At 74.6% G+C, this 17,545-nt stretch carries 16 protein-coding genes, 2 pseudogenes and 1 riboswitch; of the genes and pseudogenes, 3 read left to right on the top strand and 15 right to left on the bottom strand.

Translation table 11 applies throughout. From position 1 onward, the window contains the following. Positions 1 to 136: 136 nt before the first annotated feature. From ABTZ58_RS07345 to ABTZ58_RS07325, 5 genes are all read right to left on the bottom strand, one after another. Positions 137 to 1,951, bottom strand: a complete 1,815-nt coding sequence (locus tag ABTZ58_RS07345; protein WP_351351475.1) for an ABC transporter ATP-binding protein — start codon at positions 1,949 to 1,951, stop codon at positions 137 to 139. A gap of 251 nt (positions 1,952 to 2,202) precedes the next feature. Continuing rightward, positions 2,203 to 2,532, bottom strand: coding sequence for an STAS domain-containing protein (locus ABTZ58_RS07340; RefSeq protein ID WP_351351472.1), 330 nt, complete (start codon positions 2,530 to 2,532; stop codon positions 2,203 to 2,205). Further along, positions 2,529 to 3,863, bottom strand: a complete 1,335-nt coding sequence (locus ABTZ58_RS07335; protein WP_351351469.1) for a SpoIIE family protein phosphatase — start codon at positions 3,861 to 3,863, stop codon at positions 2,529 to 2,531. Before ABTZ58_RS07335 ends, ABTZ58_RS07340 begins: the two co-directional genes overlap by 4 nt. Further along, positions 3,863 to 4,666 (bottom strand): alpha/beta fold hydrolase, encoded by an 804-nt coding sequence (locus tag ABTZ58_RS07330; RefSeq protein WP_351351852.1) that lies wholly within the window; start codon positions 4,664 to 4,666, stop codon positions 3,863 to 3,865. Before ABTZ58_RS07330 ends, ABTZ58_RS07335 begins: the two co-directional genes overlap by 1 nt. 59 nt (positions 4,667 to 4,725) lie before the next feature. Beyond that, complete coding sequence (locus ABTZ58_RS07325; protein ID WP_351351466.1) at positions 4,726 to 5,382, bottom strand: maleylpyruvate isomerase N-terminal domain-containing protein; 657 nt, start codon at positions 5,380 to 5,382, stop codon at positions 4,726 to 4,728. 171 nt (positions 5,383 to 5,553) lie between these two features. Between ABTZ58_RS07325 and ABTZ58_RS07320 the strand changes: the two genes are divergently transcribed. Next, positions 5,554 to 6,720: an amidinotransferase gene (locus tag ABTZ58_RS07320; protein ID WP_351351464.1), complete on the top strand. Its 1,167-nt coding sequence runs from the start codon at positions 5,554 to 5,556 to the stop codon at positions 6,718 to 6,720. On the opposite strand, the gene ABTZ58_RS07315 is transcribed toward ABTZ58_RS07320, so the two are convergent. The 9 genes and pseudogenes from ABTZ58_RS07315 to ABTZ58_RS07275 all read right to left on the bottom strand — a co-directional run bounded on the left by ABTZ58_RS07315 (position 6,708) and on the right by ABTZ58_RS07275 (position 15,193). Continuing rightward, positions 6,708 to 7,595, bottom strand: a complete 888-nt coding sequence (locus ABTZ58_RS07315; protein ID WP_351351461.1) for an ATP-binding cassette domain-containing protein — start codon at positions 7,593 to 7,595, stop codon at positions 6,708 to 6,710. The genes ABTZ58_RS07320 and ABTZ58_RS07315 overlap by 13 nt on opposite strands. Beyond that, positions 7,592 to 8,341 carry a cobalt ECF transporter T component CbiQ gene (gene cbiQ / locus ABTZ58_RS07310; RefSeq protein ID WP_351351458.1) on the bottom strand — a complete coding sequence of 250 codons (750 nt, stop codon included), beginning with the start codon at positions 8,339 to 8,341 and terminating at the stop codon, positions 7,592 to 7,594. The genes ABTZ58_RS07315 and cbiQ overlap by 4 nt, the downstream gene beginning before the upstream one ends. A 6-nt stretch (positions 8,342 to 8,347) precedes the next feature. Next, on the bottom strand, positions 8,348 to 8,716 hold the full coding sequence (locus ABTZ58_RS07305) for an energy-coupling factor ABC transporter substrate-binding protein (protein ID WP_351351455.1): 369 nt from the start codon (positions 8,714 to 8,716) through the stop codon (positions 8,348 to 8,350). Next, entirely contained in the window at positions 8,713 to 9,414 is a 702-nt protein-coding gene (locus tag ABTZ58_RS07300; protein ID WP_351351452.1) for an energy-coupling factor ABC transporter permease, read from the bottom strand. Before ABTZ58_RS07300 ends, ABTZ58_RS07305 begins: the two co-directional genes overlap by 4 nt. Positions 9,415 to 9,444: 30 nt before the next feature. Beyond that, positions 9,445 to 9,629, bottom strand: a riboswitch (cobalamin riboswitch). A gap of 78 nt (positions 9,630 to 9,707) precedes the next feature. Beyond that, the gene (locus tag ABTZ58_RS07295; RefSeq protein WP_351351450.1) at positions 9,708 to 11,225 is read right to left on the bottom strand and encodes a serine/threonine-protein kinase; all 1,518 of its coding nucleotides are present in this window, start codon (positions 11,223 to 11,225) and stop codon (positions 9,708 to 9,710) included. A gap of 206 nt (positions 11,226 to 11,431) precedes the next feature. Further along, complete coding sequence (locus ABTZ58_RS07290; RefSeq protein ID WP_351351447.1) at positions 11,432 to 12,802, bottom strand: MDR family MFS transporter; 1,371 nt, start codon at positions 12,800 to 12,802, stop codon at positions 11,432 to 11,434. A gap of 316 nt (positions 12,803 to 13,118) precedes the next feature. After that, positions 13,119 to 13,743, bottom strand: a pseudogene (locus ABTZ58_RS07285) (ABC transporter permease family protein); the annotation flags it as partial. Beyond that, positions 13,740 to 14,276, bottom strand: coding sequence for a GNAT family N-acetyltransferase (locus ABTZ58_RS07280; protein WP_351351444.1), 537 nt, complete (start codon positions 14,274 to 14,276; stop codon positions 13,740 to 13,742). The gene ABTZ58_RS07280 and the pseudogene ABTZ58_RS07285, both read right to left, overlap by 4 nt. 119 nt (positions 14,277 to 14,395) lie before the next feature. Further along, the gene (locus tag ABTZ58_RS07275) at positions 14,396 to 15,193 is read right to left on the bottom strand and encodes a VOC family protein (protein ID WP_351351441.1); all 798 of its coding nucleotides are present in this window, start codon (positions 15,191 to 15,193) and stop codon (positions 14,396 to 14,398) included. Positions 15,194 to 15,358: 165 nt separating this feature from the next. Here ABTZ58_RS07275 and ABTZ58_RS07270 point away from each other — a divergent pair. Continuing rightward, positions 15,359 to 15,713: pseudogene (locus tag ABTZ58_RS07270) on the top strand (methyltransferase domain-containing protein); the annotation flags it as partial. On the opposite strand, the gene ABTZ58_RS07265 reads toward ABTZ58_RS07270, so the two are convergent. Then, complete coding sequence (locus ABTZ58_RS07265; protein ID WP_351351438.1) at positions 15,698 to 16,573, bottom strand: SDR family NAD(P)-dependent oxidoreductase; 876 nt, start codon at positions 16,571 to 16,573, stop codon at positions 15,698 to 15,700. The pseudogene ABTZ58_RS07270 and the gene ABTZ58_RS07265 overlap by 16 nt on opposite strands. Positions 16,574 to 16,773: 200 nt before the next feature. Between ABTZ58_RS07265 and ABTZ58_RS07260 the strand changes: the two genes are divergently transcribed. Beyond that, positions 16,774 to 17,442 (top strand): hypothetical protein, encoded by a 669-nt coding sequence (locus ABTZ58_RS07260; protein WP_351351435.1) that lies wholly within the window; start codon positions 16,774 to 16,776, stop codon positions 17,440 to 17,442. Positions 17,443 to 17,545: the final 103 nt, after the last annotated feature.

Here is a 17,545-nt window from a genome sequence, read left to right as displayed (position 1 = left end):
AGACGCCGCCCGACCCGTCCCCGAGGACCTGTCGGCCGGTCCGGGGGCGGTCCGGCCGGGCCGCAGCCGCGAGGCCGCCGGGGGCCTCGCCGGTCATGGGCCGCCTCCCCGCCGGGAGGGGAGACGGTCCGCCGCGCTACACCACCTCGGCCTGCCCAGCCGTGTCGTCGAGGAACCCGCCCGACTGGTGCTGCCACAGCTTGGCGTAGGCGCCGCCCAGCGCGAGCAACTCCTGGTGGCTGCCCTGCTCGACGATCCGGCCCCGGTCGAGGACGACGAGCTGGTCCATGGTCGCGACCGTGCTCAGCCGGTGCGCCACCACCAGCGCGGTCCGCCCCTCCATGAGCCGCCACAGCGCCTCCTGGACGAGCACTTCGCTCTCCGAGTCCAGGGCGCTGGTGGCCTCGTCGAGCAGCAGGATCGGCGCGTCGCGCAGGATCGCCCGGGCCAGGGCGACGCGCTGGCGCTGCCCGCCGGACAGCTTCACGCCCCGCTCGCCCACCATGGTGTCGAAGCCGTCCGGGAGCGCGTCGGCGAACTCCGTGACGTGCGCCGCCTCGGCCGCCCGGCGGATCTCCTTCTCGGTCGCGTCCGGCCGGGCGAACGCGATGTTGTCCCGCAGGGTGCGGTGGAACATCGCCGGGTCCTGCGGGACGTAGGCGATCTGCCCGCGCAGGTCGGCCTGGCGCAGTCGGCTGATGTCCTGGCCGCCGATCAGGATGCGGCCGCCGTCGATGTCCGTCATCCGCAACAACAACCGCGTGAGCGTGGTCTTGCCACCGCCCGACCGGCCCACCAGGCCGAGCTTCGACCCGCTCGGCACGTCCAGGTCGAGCCCGTCGAAGAGCGGGCGCCCGCCCCGGTGGGCGAAGGTCACCTTCTCGAAGCGGACGTCGGCGCCCCGGGGCCGCAGCGGCTCCGGCTCCGGCGGGTCGAGCACCGTCGGCGGCGTCAGCAGCAGCTCGGTGAACTGCGCGGCCTCCGTCATCGAGCCCTCCAGCCGGCGGTAGATCTGGTTGAAGTCGAACATGATGCGGGTCGCGTTGGTGTAGTACGTGAAGGCGACCACGATCGCCTCCACGCCGTTCGCGCCCCCGGCGAGCGTCACCGCGAGCAGCAGACCCACCGCGTTGGTCACCACGGACATCGGCGCGACCAGTGTGTCGATGCGCAGGTTGCCGTAGTCCCACGAGCGCAGGGTGAGCCGGCGTGAGGTGGCGACCCGGGAGCGGTGCTCGGCGGCCTCGCGCTCCTCGGCGGCGAAGGCCCGCACGGTCTCCATGTTCATCAGGCTGTCGGCGACATGGCCCGACACCCGGGCGATCGCCTCCTCACGCTCGTCGACGAGCCGCTGCCGCCGGCGGATGAGCGGCACGACCAGCACCGCCGTCAGCACGATCATGAACAGCAGGCCGGCCACGAGCAGCGGCTCGTAGTGCCACAGCACCACCGCGCCGAACGTCAGCGGCACGAAGCTGCCCACGATCTGGAAGGTCAGCGTGTCCACGAACGGCTCGAAACGGGAGGCGAAGCTGAGCACGCGCTTGGTCAGCGAGCCGGCGAAGTTGTCGTGGAAGAACGCGGCGTCCTTGGCGAACAGCTCGTCCATCCCGATGACGTACAGATGCTCGATGCCCAGGGCGTCGAGCCGGTTCAGGCAGTGCAGCGCGATCCGCCACAGCGCCTCCGCGAGCAGCAGGACACCGGCGAAGCCGAGCACGTACGGCAGCGCCGAGGCGGCCGTGACGTCCCGGCCGCCGGCGAGGGCGCCGACCAGTTTGGCGACGATCAGCGGCGCGATGTAGTTGATGCCGATGTTGCCCAGCGCCGAGAGCAACATGGCGGGAGCCGTCCACCGGCGCAGCCGGGACAGCTCCCTCCCGTAGTACCGAAGTGCCAGAAGGACCGAGCGCTTGCCCGGCTGAACCCTGCGTGATCCAGGCGTTTCCATCCCACCCCTGTGTCGTCCTGCGGCCGCCCGTCCCGCGCGTGTGCGGGCAGGGGCCGTCACCGCAACGGATGTGTGGAGTTTCGGGTCGAGTCCGGAAGTGTCCCGCGACCGCGACCGCGCAGTCCAAGCGTTTTCCGGCCGGGCGGTGGTGTGCGGGGAGCGCCAAGAGGCACGGCGGGCGGACTCGGGGGCGGAGCCGGCCCGGGCGCACGCGAGCTCGTCCCCTCAGGGCGAGCCCGCCACGCCCCGGGTCACCCAGGGGGAGTGTCCGGGAGCAGGGTGAAGACCCGGTCGAGGCCGACGAGGGTGAGGACCCGCATCAGGTTGGCCGGTACGGCGGCCAGCGCGATGTCGGCCCCGGCGGCCAGGGCGCGCTGGCGGGCGGCGAGCAGGGCGGTGATGCCGGAGGAGTCGCAGAACGTGAGGCCGGACAGGTCCATCACCAGGCGCTGCCCGGGCTCCACGGTGAGCTGGTCGATCCGCCGGCGCAGCTCGGGGGTCCGGTCGAAGTCGAGATCGCCCGCCACCCGCAGCACGGGGCCGGCCGGCGTGGAGCGAAGGCCGATGGTCAGCGGATTCATGGCAGGCGGCTCGTCGCGGGGCGCATCGCGGGCAAGGGGGCCCCGAGGGCGAGCAGGGCGGTGTCGTCGTCCAGCCCGTCGCCGAAGCCCGCGAGCAGCCCGGTCAGCGCGGTGATCACCTCACGGGGCGTGGCGGGCGCGAGGCCGGCGCCGAAGGCGAGCAGGGCGTCCTCCCCGTACCGGTCGTCACGGCCGGGCCCTGTGCGGGCCTCGGTGAGACCGTCGGTGTACAGCACGAGTGTGTCGCCCGGGTCGAGGACGGTCGAAGCGGTGCCGATCGGCGCGTCGGTCAGCACCCCGACGAGCAGGCCGCCCGGGGTCGGCAGGTACTCGGCACTGCCGTCGGAGCGCAGGACGAGAGCCGGCGGGTGCCCGCCGGAGGCGAGACGCACCACCGCCGGGCCGTGCTCGCCCGCCGGCTCGACGATCCCGAAGATGCACGTGCAGTAGCGGGGGTTGCCGTCACCCGTGTACCGCTCGTGCAGCACGGCGTTGAGCGTGGCCAGGGCCGCCGCGGGCTCGGGGTCGTGGTGCGCGGCGGCCCGGAGCGTGTAGCGCGTCAGCGAGGTGAGCGAGGCGGCCTCGGGCCCCTTGCCGCACACGTCGCCCAGGAAGAACGCCCACCGGTCGCCGGCCACCGGGAACAGGTCGTAGAAGTCGCCGCCCAGCCGGTCCGGCGAGGCCGTGTGGTAGTGGACGGCCGTCTCCAGGCCCGGCACGGCGGGCAGCGAGTCCGGCACCAGGGACTGCTGCAGGACGGCGAGGGCGGCGGCCAGCCGGGCCCGGTCGGCCTCGGCCTGCCGTCGGGCCGCCTCGGCCTCGGCCCGGGCCCGCTCCGCCTCCGCCCGGGCCCGTTCGGCCTCCTGGCGGCGGCGCAGCAGTTCCTCCTCGTAGGCACGGCGGTCGGAGGCGTCGAAGACCGTGGTGCGGATGAGCAGCGGCTCGCCCTCGGTGCCGTGCTTGACCACGGCGGACACCAGCACCGGCAGCCGGCCGCCGCCTTCGCGCCGCATCTCCAGGGCGATCCCGCGCAGCTCGCCCTGCATGCGCAGCAGCGGCGCGAAGTGCGTCTCGTGGTAGAGCCGGCCGCCGACGGTGAGCAGGTCCGTGAAGCGCCTGCGTCCCACCACGGCCTCGCGTTCCAGGCCGAGCCAGTCCAGCAGCGTCGCGTTGATCTTGGCGATGGTGCCGTCCATCAGCGTGGACAGATAGCCGCACGGTGCCGACTCGTAGAGGTCCTCGGCACTGTCCTCCAGCAGGGCGGTGAAGGCCGCGTCCGTGCTCGCCCCGTCCCCGGTCCCCGTGGGCTCCGGACCGCCCCTGCGGCACATCACTTGAGGGACTCCAGGAAGTCGAGGATCGCCTCGGCGGTGGCCTCGGGCGCGCTCAGCTGCGGGCAGTGCCCCGTGGCGTCCAGCGTGACCAGGCGGGAGGACGGGATCGCCGCGTGGACGTACGCGCCGACCTCGCGGGGAGCGATGGCGTCCTGCTCGCACTCCAGCACCAGGGTCGGCACATGGACGCCCTTGAGGTCCTCACGGCTGTCGGTCAGGAACGTCGTACGGGCGAAGATCCGGGCGATGTCCGGGTCGGTGGCGCAGAAGGCGTTGGTCAGTTCCCGCCCCAGCTCCGGGCGGTCCGGGTTGCCCATGATCACCGGTGCCATGGCGGACGACCAGCCCAGGTAGTTCGCCTCCAGGGAGGCCAGCAGCTCGTCGATGTCCTCCGTGCTGAAGCCGCCGCGGTAGTCCCCGCTGTCGATGTAGCAGGGCGAGGGCGTCACCATCACCAAAGCCCCGATCCGCTCCGGCGCGGCCTGCGCCGCGAGCACGCCCACCATGGCGCTGACCGAGTGCCCCACGAACACCGCCTGCCGCAGGCCGAGCTCCTCGCAGACCTCCACGACGTCGCGGGCGTAGCCGTGGAGCGAGGAGTACCGCTCCTCGCTCCACGCCGCCAGGTCCGACTTGCCGGAGCCGACGTAGTCGAACAGCACCACGCGGTAGCGCTCCGCCAGCACCGGCGCCACCAGGCGCCACATGTTCTGGTCACAGCCGAACCCGTGGGCCAGGAGAAGCACCGGGGCGTCTTCGGGACCGGTGACGTTCACGTGGTTCCTGCGGCGGATGTCCATACTCGCCATGCTCCCACCTCGTCCGGAACGGATCGACGGCGGGGCTCGCGCCGGGCCTTTCAGCCGAGGAAGAGCGGGAGCCGGTCGGCCGGCTCCCCGAGCCCTGCCCGCTCCGCCTGGGTCGGCGCCCGCCTCCCCGTGCCGATCAGCAGCGCGTCCACGTCGGGGAACGACGCGGGGAACGCGCCGCCCGCGATCCGCTCCAGCAGCTCGCGGGAGCGGGTGAGCGTCGCCGCCGGGGGCTGCTCCGGGTCCGGGAGGTGGGCGATCAGGTCCAGGTGGTGCAGCGTCCACTCCAGCACGTACACCGAGAGGTAGTCGGCCACCGTGAGGACCTCGTCGCGGGTGCCGACCCGGCCGGCCGGGTCGGCGAGCAGGGCGGCACGGCAGGCGGCGGAACCCACGTCGTCCAGGTGGAGCTTCAGCAGGTGCGGCTCCTGGTACGCGGCGGCCAGCCGGACCGTCAGCGCGTCGAGCGGGTCCTCGCCGGTCGGCGGGGTGTCGGAGACCTCCCAGTAGGTCACCGCGTCACGGGTCGGCTCCCGGTGGGACGGGGTGGCGAGGGTGATCAGGACGTCCTGCGCGTCGATGACCAGGTGGCACACCAGGTCCCGCACCAGCCAGCCCGTGCAGCCGGACGGGCGCGTGAAGTCCTCGTCGGACAGACCGGCGACGGCCGCGCGCAGCGCCGCCCAGGAGGTCGAGAAGAGATCCACCTCGGCAACGTAGTGAAGTGCCCGAAGGTGGGCAACCGTATGTCACGGCCGGCCCGCCCGCGCGGGTGTCGAAGCCCCGCGCGACGGCTGGGGGCACGCTCCGGCGGGCCGCCTCGCGCCGTGTCACAGCGCGGCGTGCCACCGAAGCGTGCGACCAGAAGAGTGGTGAGCATGGCGGTCACAGACACTCCCGGAACGGCCACCGTCGCCGACGAGGCCGCGAAGCACCCCACCCCGGCCGCCCCCGGCCCGGAGCACCTCGCCCAGCCGGTCAGCTCGCACAACGAGTGGGATCCGCTGGAGGAGATCATCGTCGGGCGGCTGGAGGGCGCGACCATCCCCTCCGGCCACCCGGTGGTCACCTGCAACGTGCCGCCCTGGGCCGGGCGTCTGCAGGGGCTCGCCGCGGGGCTGCGGTATCCGCGTCTGCTCGTCGAGCAGGCCCGCCAGGAGCTCGACGCGTTCGTCGCCCTCCTGGAGTCCCTCGGTGTCACGGTCCGCCGTCCGGACGCGGTCGACCACCGGCGCCGCTTCGGCACGCCCGACTGGTCCTCGCGCGGCTTCTGCAACACCTGTCCGCGGGACAGCATGCTGGTGATCGGCGACGAGATCATCGAGACGCCGATGGCCTGGCCGTGCCGCTACTTCGAGACGCACTCCTACCGGCCGATCCTCAAGGACTACTTCCGGCGCGGCGCGCGCTGGACGGCGGCGCCCAAACCGCAGCTGGCGGACGAGCTGTTCGATCCGGACTTCCGGGTCCCGGAGGACGGCGAACCCATGCGGTACATCCTCACCGAGTTCGAGCCCGTCTTCGACGCGGCGGACTTCGTCCGGGCCGGGCGCGATCTGTTCGTGACGCGCAGCAACGTCACCAACGCGATGGGCATCGACTGGCTGCGCCGCCACCTCGGCCCCGGGTACCGCGTCCACGAGATCGCCAGCCGCTGCCGCACGCCCATGCACATCGACACCACGTTCGTGCTGCTCGCCCCCGGCAAGGTGCTGATCAACCCCGAGTACGTCGACCCCGACGGGCTGCCGGACATCCTCGACTCCTGGGAGGTGCTGGTCGCGCCCGAACCGGACCCGATCGACGAGCGGCTGCTCCAGGTCACGTCGATGTGCGGCAAGTGGCTCAGCATGAACGTGCTCATGGTCGACGAGAAGCGGGTGATCGCCGAGCGGCATCACACCGGGATGCTGCGCGCCCTGGAGAAGTGGGGCTTCGAGCCGATCCCGTGCGACCTGCTGCACTACGCCCCCTTCGGCGGCTCGTTCCACTGCGCGACCCTCGACGTCCGCCGCCGCGGCTCGCTCCAGTCCTACTTCGACTGACCGCGCCGGGGCGGGACGTTCGAGGCCCCGGACGCCGCCGGCCGCCCGGCCGCCAGCGCGGCGAGCTCGGCCGGCGTGCGCGGACCCCGCTCCGTGCCGGTCAACAGCCCCTGTGCGCGCAGGAGTTCGGCCGCGGCGGCGCCCCACGGCAGCCGCAGCCCCGCCGCGCGCAGCAGGTCCGTGCGGGCCAGGACCGTGGGCGCGGGGCCGGTGCGGACGCCGGACGGGGTGAGGAGCGCCGCGTCGTCGGCCCAGGCCAGCGCGAGGTCCACGTCGTGGGTGGCCATCACCACCGTGGTGCCGGTGGCGCGGAGTCCGTCGAGCGTGGTGAGGAGCCTTTCCTGGCCGTCGGGGTCGAGTCCGGCCGTCGGCTCGTCGAGGATCAGGACCCGGGGCCGCATGGCGACCGCGCCCGCGATGGCCGTGCGCTTGCGCTGCCCGTAGGAGAGCAGGTGGGTGGGCCGGTCGGCCAGGGCGGTGATGTCCAGTGCGGTGAGCGCCTCCGCCACCCGCGCCCGCACCTCCGCCTGGTCCAGACCCAGGTTGAGCGGCCCGAACGACACGTCCTGCCCGACCGAGGCCGCGAACAGCTGGTCGTCCGGGTCCTGCACCACCAGCTGCACGGTCGTCCGCAGCCGGGTCAGACCCTTGCGGTCGTACGTCACCGGCTGCCCGTCGACCGTCAGCCGGCCCTCGTCCGGCCTCAGTCCGCCGCTCAGGAGACGCATCAGGGTCGTCTTGCCGCTGCCGTTGCGGCCGAGCAGCGCCAGCGCGCGCCCCTCGCGGATGTCGAAGTCGAGGCCGCTGAGCACGGGCGGGCCGTCCTCGTAGCCGTAGGACGCGCCCCGCAGGGCGACGAGGGCGGGCTCGCTCATGTCAGCGGCCTCTCCAGGACGAAGGTGAGAGCGGTCAGTGCCACGAGCAGGGCACAACCGGCGGCCGTGAAGCGGGCGGAGACCCGGGCCTGAGGCACCAGCACGCGCAGGGTGCCGTCGTAGCCGCGCCCGGCGAGTCCGGCCTGCAGGCGGGCGGCCCGGTCGAAGGCCCTCACGAACGCGGTGGCGCCCAGCCCGGCCAGGGAACGCCATTCCGCGGCCCGGCTGGTGTGGCCGAGACGCGCGGCCTGGGCCTCCCGGATCCGCCGCACGGAGTCCAGCAGCAGGAAACTCATCCGGTACGTCACGAGCGCGACGTCGACGACCGGCGCGGGGACCCCGGCCCGGACCAGGCGCGGCAGCAGGTCGGACAGGGGGGTGGTGAAGGCGAACAGCAGCACGCCCAGGGAGGCCGCCGAGGTGCGCAGCAGCAACTCCCCGGCCCGGACGGGCCCGTCACCGGCGAGGGAGACGAAACCGTCAGGGCCGCCGATCCGGACGAGCAGCGGGAGCGCGCCGGTCACGCAGAAGCCCAGCGGCACCCGGTAGGCCCGCCACAGCCGCCGGCCCGGCACGCCCGCCGGCCCCAGCAGCAGCGCCAGGGCCGTCACCAGCACCAGCGCCGCGCCCGGCCAGGGCGGCAGCGAGATCGCGAGCACGGTGAGACCGAGCCCGAGCACGGCCTTGTCCACGGGGTGACGACGGCGCCAGCGACTGCTGTGCGCCGCCACGTCGATCGGCAGCACCCGGGTTCAGCCCTGACCGTCGGCGGACTTCCCGGCCGCGCCGGCGGGCGCGCTCCCGGCTTCCCGCTCCAGCGCGCGCTGTTCGCCCTGCCGGCGCCCGCGGCGCAGGCCGAAGTAGTAGGCGAGGACACCGGCGCCGAGAGCGGCCTGGAGGGAGAACAGGGCCGACTCGATCTCCCCGGACGGCGGTTCGTACAGCGGGGAGAACCACGGCTCGTAGCCCGGCTCGATCTCGGTGATCGCGGACTCCGCCTCACCGTCCGCGCCCGCGAACGGCTCCTCCTTGTGGTCACCGAGGCCGAGGGCCAGGGGCAGCACCGCGAGGGCGGCCACGACGAGCAGCAGCAGCAGGTTGATCTTCGTGTTCCGGCTCATCGCGCCACCGCCTCCGACTCGGTCCGAGCGCTCTTCGCGCCGGACAGCACGCCGAGCCGGGTCAGTTCGCCCTTGCTGGACTGCACCAGCAGCCGCATCACGAGCACCGTCAGCAGCCCTTCGCTGACCGCGAGCGGGATCTGGGTGACGGCGAAGATGGACCCGAACTTGCCCAGCGCGCCCAGGAACCCGCTGCCCGGGTCGGGGAAGGCGAGCGCCAGCTGCACGCTGGTGACGCAGTAGGTGGACAGGTCGGCGACGAACGCCCCGCAGAACACGGTCACCATGAGCGGCACGTCGTACCGGCGCAGCAGCCGGTAGACGGCGTAGCCGGCCCAGGGCCCGACGATCGCCATGGAGAAGACGTTGGCGCCGAGCGTGGTCAGCCCGCCGTGCGCCAGCAGCAGCGCCTGGAAGAGCAGGGTGATGGTGCCCAGCACCGCCATGACGGGCGGCCGGAACAGCATGGCCCCCAGGCCGGTGCCCGTGGGATGGGAGCAACTTCCGGTGACGGACGGCAGCTTCAGGGCCGACAGGACGAAGGTGAAGGCGCCGGAGGCACCGAGGAGCAGGGTGCTCTCGGGGTGCTCGCGCACCTCACGGGTGAGTGACCGGACTCCGTGGACGACGAACGGCGCCGACGCGACGCCCCAGGCGGCCGCGTGCACCGGAGGCAGAAAACCCTCGGCTATGTGCATGGCTCAGCAGACCCTCTCCAGCACCTCGTGGATGGTTGACGCGCCTTGGCCGGTCTCCTGGCTGACGGGTACCACCGCCCGAACTCCGCCTTCCCGGGTCACGAGGACCCAGTGGCTGCCCGCGAGGGCCGGAGCCGGACTTCCCGATTCACAGTGGCGAGGGCCGCACCGGCATCACACCGGATTTCCCGTTCACCAAGGCGTGGTGACAATAAGGCCGGGATCAGGGCGATGACAAGCCGCCCCAGGGGGCGCGCGAGGGGGCGCCCGCTCGCGCACCGGCGCAGGCCCGCTCAGTCCTCGCCCTCGTCGTCCTCGTCCTCCCCGCCGTCCGCGGGGACGTGGGGAGGCCGCTGCCCCGGCTGCTCCACCTGCTCCGCGCCGCCCGCGCCCGGCTCCCGCGCCGGGCTCGACGGGCCGGGCGTCGGCTCGGCCGGGCCCGGGGCGGCGGGCGCCTCGGAAGACGGGGTGACATCGCCCACGGTGCCGACGGCCGGCGTCACGCCGGTGCCCGCGGTGGACGTGACCGGACCGGCGGAGGCTCCCGACCTCGGCTCCGCGGAGGCCGCCGGACTGCTCGCCGACGGCGAGGCGTCGGGTTCGGTGCCCTTCGTCGCGGTGTCCTCGGGCGCGAACCACACCATGCCGAGGTACATCGCCGCGAGGAAGAGAGCCGCGGCGGCGGCCGTGACGGCCAGGCGCGACCGGCCGTCCGAGCCGCCCCGCGCACGGCTGCCCGGACCGCCCTGCGCACGGCTGCCCGGACCGCCCTGCGCACGGCTGCCCGCTCCGCCCTGCGGACCGCCGCCCGGGCCGCCCCGCGGTGCCGCGCGGCGGGCCCGCCCGCCCGGGGCGGTGCGCGACCCGGTGGGCAGCGCGTATGTGGCCGGGGCGCCGGTCCCGGCCCGCGGGTAGGCCGCCGGCGCCGGGGACGGGACCGGGGAGGCCGTCGGGGGCGTGGCTTCCGGCAGCGGCTCGGGCCGCCCCTGCCAGGCGCCGCCGGCGAACCACTCGGCGGCCTGCTGGGCCGACGGCCGGTCCTCGGGCTGCTTGGCGAGCAGTCCCAGCAGGTAGTTCTCGAACGCCGGCGGGAGACCGGCGACGCCGAGTTCGCGGGGCGGCACGGGCGCGGCGTCGAGATGCTGGTGCAGGAGCGCGACGGCGGTGTCGGCCTGGAACGGCGGGCGGCCGCTGAGCAGCTGGTAGAGCACGCAGCCCAGCGAGTACATGTCGGAGGCGGGGCCGGCCGGCTGCCCGAGGGCGCGCTCCGGCGCGAGGTAGAGGCCGGTGCCGACGATCTGCCCGGTCGCGGTGAGCGCGGCGCCGGGGTCGTCGAGGAAGCGGGCGATGCCGAAGTCGCCGATCTTCAGGGTGCCGTGGTGGTCCAGCAGGAGGTTGGCGGGCTTGATGTCGCGGTGCACGATGCCCTGCCCGTGCGCGGCGGCGAGCCCCGCGGCGGCCTGGGCGGCGAGGTCGGCCACCCGGCCGGCCGGGAGTGCGCCCGACGCGGCGAGCACCCCGGCGAGGCTGTCGCCCTCGACCAGCTCCATCACCAGGTACAGCCGGTTGTCGTACTCGCCGAAGTCGAGCACGCCGACCAGGTTCGGGTGGTTGAGACGCCCGGCGGTCTGGGCCTCCAGGCGGAACCGGGAGGCCGCCGTGGCGTCGGTGTCCTGGGGCAGCAGCAGCTTGACGGCCACCGCTCGGGCGAGCGTCTCGTCGTACGCCCGCCAGACCTCTCCCATTCCACCGCGCCCGATCTCAACATCCAGCCGGTAGCGGCCCGCTAGCAGCACTCGTCCTCGTCTCATGCAGGTGGGAAGTTCTTTGCCGCAGCCCGAACTCCCCGTGGTCGCACGGGGATTGGTGGGGGGTGCCACAGCCGACCCAGGATACTGGCGCCGGATGATCATTGTGCTCCGCGGCGGTGAGCCGCACGGTACGGCCCCCTCGACAGCCGGGGCGCGTGCGACGTCGCACTCCGGGGGTGCGTCCGCGGGGGAGGGGGGAGCCCGGATCACTCCGCCCGGGGCGCCCCCTCCTCCCTGCCCGTACCGTCCTGCCGGTCCTCTCTGTGTTCCCGGCGCGGCAGCAGCGCCACGGCCAGAGCCGGTACGGCCGCCAGGACCAGCCACGGCACGGCCGCCGGCAGCCCCAGGTCGAGCAGCGAGCCGGTGGCGGCGCTGCCGGCCAGCACGATCACACCGGAGACGGAGGACAGCGCGCCCGTGTACAGGCCGAGCCGGCCCGCCTCGGCGAGGTCGGGCACCCAGGCCCGGGCGGCGGGCACCACGAGCATCTGCCCGACGGTGAGCAGCACGACGAAGCCCGCGGCCGGCAGCAGCCCGGCGGTACCCGTCCAGCCGGCCGGGCGCGCGGCGGCCACCACCGCGAAACCGGCTGTGATCAGCAGCAGTCCGGCGGCCATGGAGCGGCGCAGGTCGAGGCGGTCGCCCGCCCAGCGGGTCACCGGCAGCTGCGCGCACACCACGAGGACCGACGACAGGGCGAACAGCCAGGACAGCGGCGCCTGGGAACCGGCGGCGCGCTGCACCTCGTCCGGCAGGGCCAGGTACAGCTGGTTGTAGCCCAGCAGGTACGCGCCGTACGCGCAGCACAGCGCCAGGAAACGGCGGTTGCGCAGCAGGACGCGCACGCCGCCCCGCTCCCGGACGCGGACCCGGCCGGGGATGTGCCGCGGCATCAGCCACAGGTGCCCGGCCAGGACCAGCACGAAGACCGCCGCACCGGCGAGGCAGGCCGTGCGGAAGCCGACCGCGAGCAGCAGCGCCCCGAGCAGCGGCCCCACGAAGGCGCCCACCTGCCCGGCCACGCTGAACAGGGCCAGCACCCGGGTGCGCGGGCCGTGCCCGTCCTCCTCCCACGCGACCGCCTGCCGGGCCACCTCGGACTCCACGGCGGGGGAGAACAGCGCGGCGGCGAAACCGACCACCAGCACCGCCCCGACGACGGCCCAGGTCGCCTCCGCGTACCCGAGCCAGGCGAACCCGGCGATCCGCAGCGCACAGCCGGCCAGCACGACCGGCCGCACGCCCCACCGGTCCACCAGCCGGCCCCCGACCACGAACAGGCCCTGCTGGCTGAAGGTGCGCAGCCCGAGCACGAACCCGACCAGCCAGCCCGCCATGCCGATCGCGGTGCCGAGGTGCTCGGCGAGGAACGGCAGCACGGCGTAGAAGCCGAGGTTGAAGGCGAGCTGGGTCAGGATCAGCAGCCGCAGCAGGGCGGACAGGTCCGTCCAGAGCCGCCGGGTGCTCTCGCGCGGGGCCCGCGGCGCCGTGCCGTCGGTCCTCGCGCTGTCGGTCGTCGTGCCCAGGGGCGTGCGGGCGGCCCGGCGGGCCCGGACACGGGAGATGAGGCCGGTCATCGTTCTTCTGTCGGTGAGGCGGAAAGGGAAGCGGGGACCACACGGGCCTCGGGGCGGTTCGGCCGCTGCCGTGGCACGGGCCCGGGCGGCCGCGGGACCGGACCGGCCTGCCCACGGGGCCGCCCGCGCCGCCCGGGCAGGCGTACGCCCCCGGCGGCCGTCACCGCCAGCGCCCCCAGCAGGGCGAGCACGGCCGCGGGGAAGAGGACGGCCCAGGGCGGTCCTCGGGCGGATGCTGGACGATCTGCTGCCCGGCGCATTCGCCGAGCCGTGGGCGTCGGCCGCGGCCGCGCGCGGCATCCCGCCGGCGTCGGTGGCGCGGCAGGCGGTGCGCCGCTGGCAGGCCGAGGGCCAGCGAGGGCAGCACCGTCCACTGCGGCCCGTACCAGCCGAGGGCGGGCAGCCAGCCCAGCTGCACGCCGATCACCGAGGCCAGCACCGAGGCGACGAGGAACTCGGGCAGCGCGGCCGTGACGGCCGCCGCCGAACCGGCGGATTGGCGCCCGCCGAGCCGCCGCCGCGCGCCTAGCCGGAGCGTGCGGGCACACACCGCCGCCGCCGTGAGCGCGGCGACCACGAGCGCCCCGGACATCAGCAGCAGCGACACGCCGAGCGCCTCGGCGACCCCGGGCAGCACCTCGGAGCCGGACACCCACGACGTGCCCGCGTCCCCGTGCAGCAGTCCGCCCAGCCAGCGGCCGAGCAGGTGCAGGGGGCCGTCGTCCAGGCCCAGTTCGGCACGGACGGCGCGCAGGGTGACGGGCGTCGGGTCGCGCTCCGCCGAGCGGGCCTTGAGGACCGTGAGCGCCGGATCGGTGCGCGACAGCCACGGCAGCAGGCCGATCGCGCCCACGAGCGCCCGCGGTCAGCACGGCACGCCACAGCAGCGTCGGGCCGCCGCCCCGTGCGAGGACGCGCAGCCGCTTCGCCACCTGCGTCATGCGAACGGGATCTCGAAGTGCACGGCCCCGCTGCCCCCGCCGGGGACGTCCACCCGTTCGTCGCACAGCACCTTGCCCAGCGTCCGCCACAGGCCCATCGCACCGGGGGAGTCCGGATACGTGTGCAGATACACCGACCGGTAGCCGCCGTCGGCCCGCGCGAACTCCAGCAGCCGCTCCACCAGGTGCCGGGCAAGCCCTCGCCTGCGGTGTTCGGGCCGTACGTACACCCGGCGCAGCTGCGCGGTCTCGCCGGACGGGAACCGCTCGGCCAGCCGGCGCGGGTTCGGCGGGTGTGCCGGTCCGCGCGCGTCCAGCGCGGCCGTGGCCGCCACCGTGCCGTCGCTCTCGTCCACCGCCACCAGGAGCGTGTGCCGCGGTGGCGTGACGTAGTACGACACCGGATCGATGATGTCGGCGTGCCAGCGCGGCACGTAGCCCGTCTTGAAGTCCCGGTACACCGCGTCCAGCATCACCACCCGGGCCCCGTCGATGTCGTCCGGCGTGGCTTCCCTGATGATGTAGTCGCGCATTTGCGCATCATATGCAAGTAGTAGGCAGGTGCTCCGAGGGGCCCGTCGGCCCCCCGGGACCGGGCCGGCGGGGCGGCCCGCACACCTCTGGGGCGACCCTCACCACTCGGGGGCGACCCTCACATCTCGGCGGGAGTGAGCAGCACGAAGTCCGCGTTCGCCGGGTCCAGGCAGACGGCCAGGCGGCCCACGCCTTCCGCGTCCTCGGGTCCCATCTGTACGCTGCCGCCGTTCTCCCCGACCCTGGCCACCGCGGCGTCGCAGTCGTCCACGGCGAAGACGGGGTGCCAGTACGGCCGGCCGCCCGCGAGCGCGAGGGCCTCCCGGCCCACCTCCATCAGGCCGCCGTGCATGCGCTCCTCGGGGAGCCCAGCGGGGGTGATGAGGGTGTACGTGCCTCCGCCGCCCGGCAGCGGCATGTCACCGAACTGCCAGCCGAAGAGACCGCCGTAGAACTCCTTCGCGGCGGCGGCGTCGCTCGTGTACAGCTCCGTCCACGACAGCGAGCCCGGCTGGTCCACCAGTTCCAGGCCCGCGCTCGTCCCCGGCTGCCAGACGGCGAACTGGCCGCCCAGCGGGTCGCTGAACTGCGCCATCCTGCCCCACTCGTCGAGGTCCATCGGCGCCACCCGGACCGTGCCGCCCGCCTGTTGCACGGCCTGGGCCGCCGCGTCCGCGTCGGTGACCTGGTAGTAGAGCATCCAGGCCGAGCGGGCGCCCTCCTCGGTGAGCTTGCCGAGGCCGGCGACGATCTTGCCGTCCTTGCGGAACATGCCGCCTTCGAAGTCCTCGCTCTCGCCCATGGACTCGTACTCCCACCCGAGCACGGCGCCGTAGAAGGCCGCGGCGGCCCGGACGTCCGGAGCGCCGAGGTCGAGCCAGCAGGGGGAACCGGGGGCGTACTCCGTGGTGATCATGGCGATGCTTCCCTTTCGCAGGTCCTGGGCCCAGCCTGACACCGGGCACCGGCCCGCGCCCGTCGGCGCATCCGCCGTCCACGGCACCCCGGCCCGTGCGGGCGGGCCATCATCGACAGCCGCCACCGGACGGTGGTGGCGCACGGGCGAGGGCGGTGGGCGGGTGTGGCGGGCGGCTGGGGGGTGGGACCAGATGCCGTTCGCCGGGTCCGCGCCCTACGACGACCGGGGGCGGCTGCCGTACGCCCCCGGTCTGGCGGACGCCCTCGCCGGTGCCCTGCGCCTCGACGGGCGCGGGCGTCTGCTCGACGTGGGCTGCGGACCCGGGACGCCCGGGCTGCGCCTCGCCCACCTGTTCGGTGAGGGCGTGGGCGCGGACCCGGACGGCGGGATGATCGCCGAAGCCCGGCGCGCGGCCGCCGCACGGGGAGCGGCCGGCAGCACGCGCTGGGTGCGGGCCCGCGCCGTCGGCAGTGACCGCGGGTGCGGCCGGGCGCCGGCGGCTCAGTGGACGGACAGGCCGCCGTCCACGAAGAGGGAGTGCCCGGTGATGTAGGCCGACGCCGGGCTCGCCAGGAACACCGCCGCGCCCGCGAAGTCCTCGGCAAGCCCGTTCCGCCCGATGAGCGTGCGCGCGGCGAGACCGGCCACCTTCTCGGGGTCCGACGACAGCCGTGCGTTGAGCGGCGTCATGACGAAGCCGGGCACCAGGACGTTGCAGGTGACGCCGCGCGGCGACCACGCCTCGGCCTGGGAGCGGGTCAGCGCCTCCAGCCCGCCCTTGGACGCGCCGTAGGCACCGCTCTGCACGAACGCCCGGTGCGCCTGCTGCGAGCTGATGTTCAGGATCCGTCCGTACCCGCGCTCCGCCATGCCGGGGCCGAAGCGCTGTCCGAGCAGGAAGGGTGCCTCCAGGTTGACGGCCATGGTGGCGTCCCAGACGTCCTCGGTGAGCTCGTCCATGTGCGGACGGAGGTTGATCCCGGCGCAGTTGACGAGGATGTCGGGCTCACCGAACGCCTCGACCGCCCGCTCCGCGGCCGTCCGCACGCCCTCGCGCGTGCCCAGGTCCGCGCTGACCCGGGCCGCGCGACAGCCCTCGGCCGTCAGTTCCCCGACCGTCGCCTCCAGGGCCGCCTCCGTGCGGGCCACGACCACGACGCTCGCCCCGGCGTGCGCGAGTGCGCCGGCGATGGCCCGGCCGATGCCGGAACTGCCGCCGGTGACGACCGCGACCCGGCCCTCCAGGGAGAACAACTCGGAGAGGTACGCCTGTGCCACGCGGCCGGTCCGCCCCGTCCGCTCCGTCTGCCGTTCCTGGCCGGCCTGCCGTGCCCGCTCCGTCTGCCGTGTCTGGTCCGCCGCCGGTTTCGTCGTCATGCCGAGCACCCTAAGCGGACCGGCCGGGCGCCCGGACGCCGCCCGCGCCTCCCGCCTCGTGTGCTGGTCCGTCACCGCCCCCGGAACTCACGGACGAACCGTTGTGATGTGGTTCACAAGTGGTCGATTGAGTGTCCGGCCCCGCCGATGTCCGTACTCAGGGGCGTTCACGTGGGGCCGGAATGCGAGGATGAGGCGCCATGGCGGCTGGGCGGGGAGTGCGCGCGACGCGGGCCGCGGTGTTCGCGGCCGTCTGTGTCGTGCTCGCCGCCCTGGGACACGTCATGATGTCCGGCGATCACGTGCCCGTGCCGGTCCTGCTGGCCGGCTGGGGCGTGACCGGCGCCGCGGGCTGGTGCCTGGCCGGCCGTGAGCGGGGGCTCCTGCTGGTCGTCGCGGTCGCCGTGGTGGTCCAGACGGCGCTGCACTCGGCCTTCTCGCTCGCGCCCCGGGGCGTGGCCGGGTCCGCGACGGCGCACGGCCTGAACTCCATGGAGTCCATGCCCATGCCCATGTCCGGCTCCACGCCCCTGTCCACATCCGCGTCCATGCACTCGGGCATGGGGCACATGGGGCACCCGGGGCACGCCTCCGGCGGTGACTCCTCCCTCGGCATGCTCGCCGCCCACCTGCTGGCCGCCCTGCTCTGCGGCCTGTGGCTGGGCCACGGGGAGCGCGCCGTCTTCCGGCTCCTGCGCGCCGTGGGCAGCCGGCTGGCCGCGCCGCTGCGACTGCTGCTCGCCCGGCCCGCACCGCCGCCTCCGCCCGCGCGCGTCGGGCGGCCGTCGTCCGACCGGGCCCCGCGCCTGCTCCTCCTCGTCCACGCGATCACCTCTCGCGGTCCGCCCGCGGGGACCGCTGCCGCCTGACGGCAGCCGGCACTCCCGGGGCGGCCCAGTACGCCCCGGTCACGGTCGTACCCCGGTACGCCGGTGCCCCGGGCGGTCATGCCCGCCGGGGGCGGGCGCGCCG

Origin of the sequence: Streptomyces sp. NPDC094143, assembly GCF_040303825.1 — a bacterium.
Classification (GTDB): domain Bacteria; phylum Actinomycetota; class Actinomycetes; order Streptomycetales; family Streptomycetaceae; genus Streptomyces.
The sequence above is the reverse complement of the archived record's forward strand: the minus strand, read 5'-3'. Positions and strand labels throughout refer to the sequence as shown.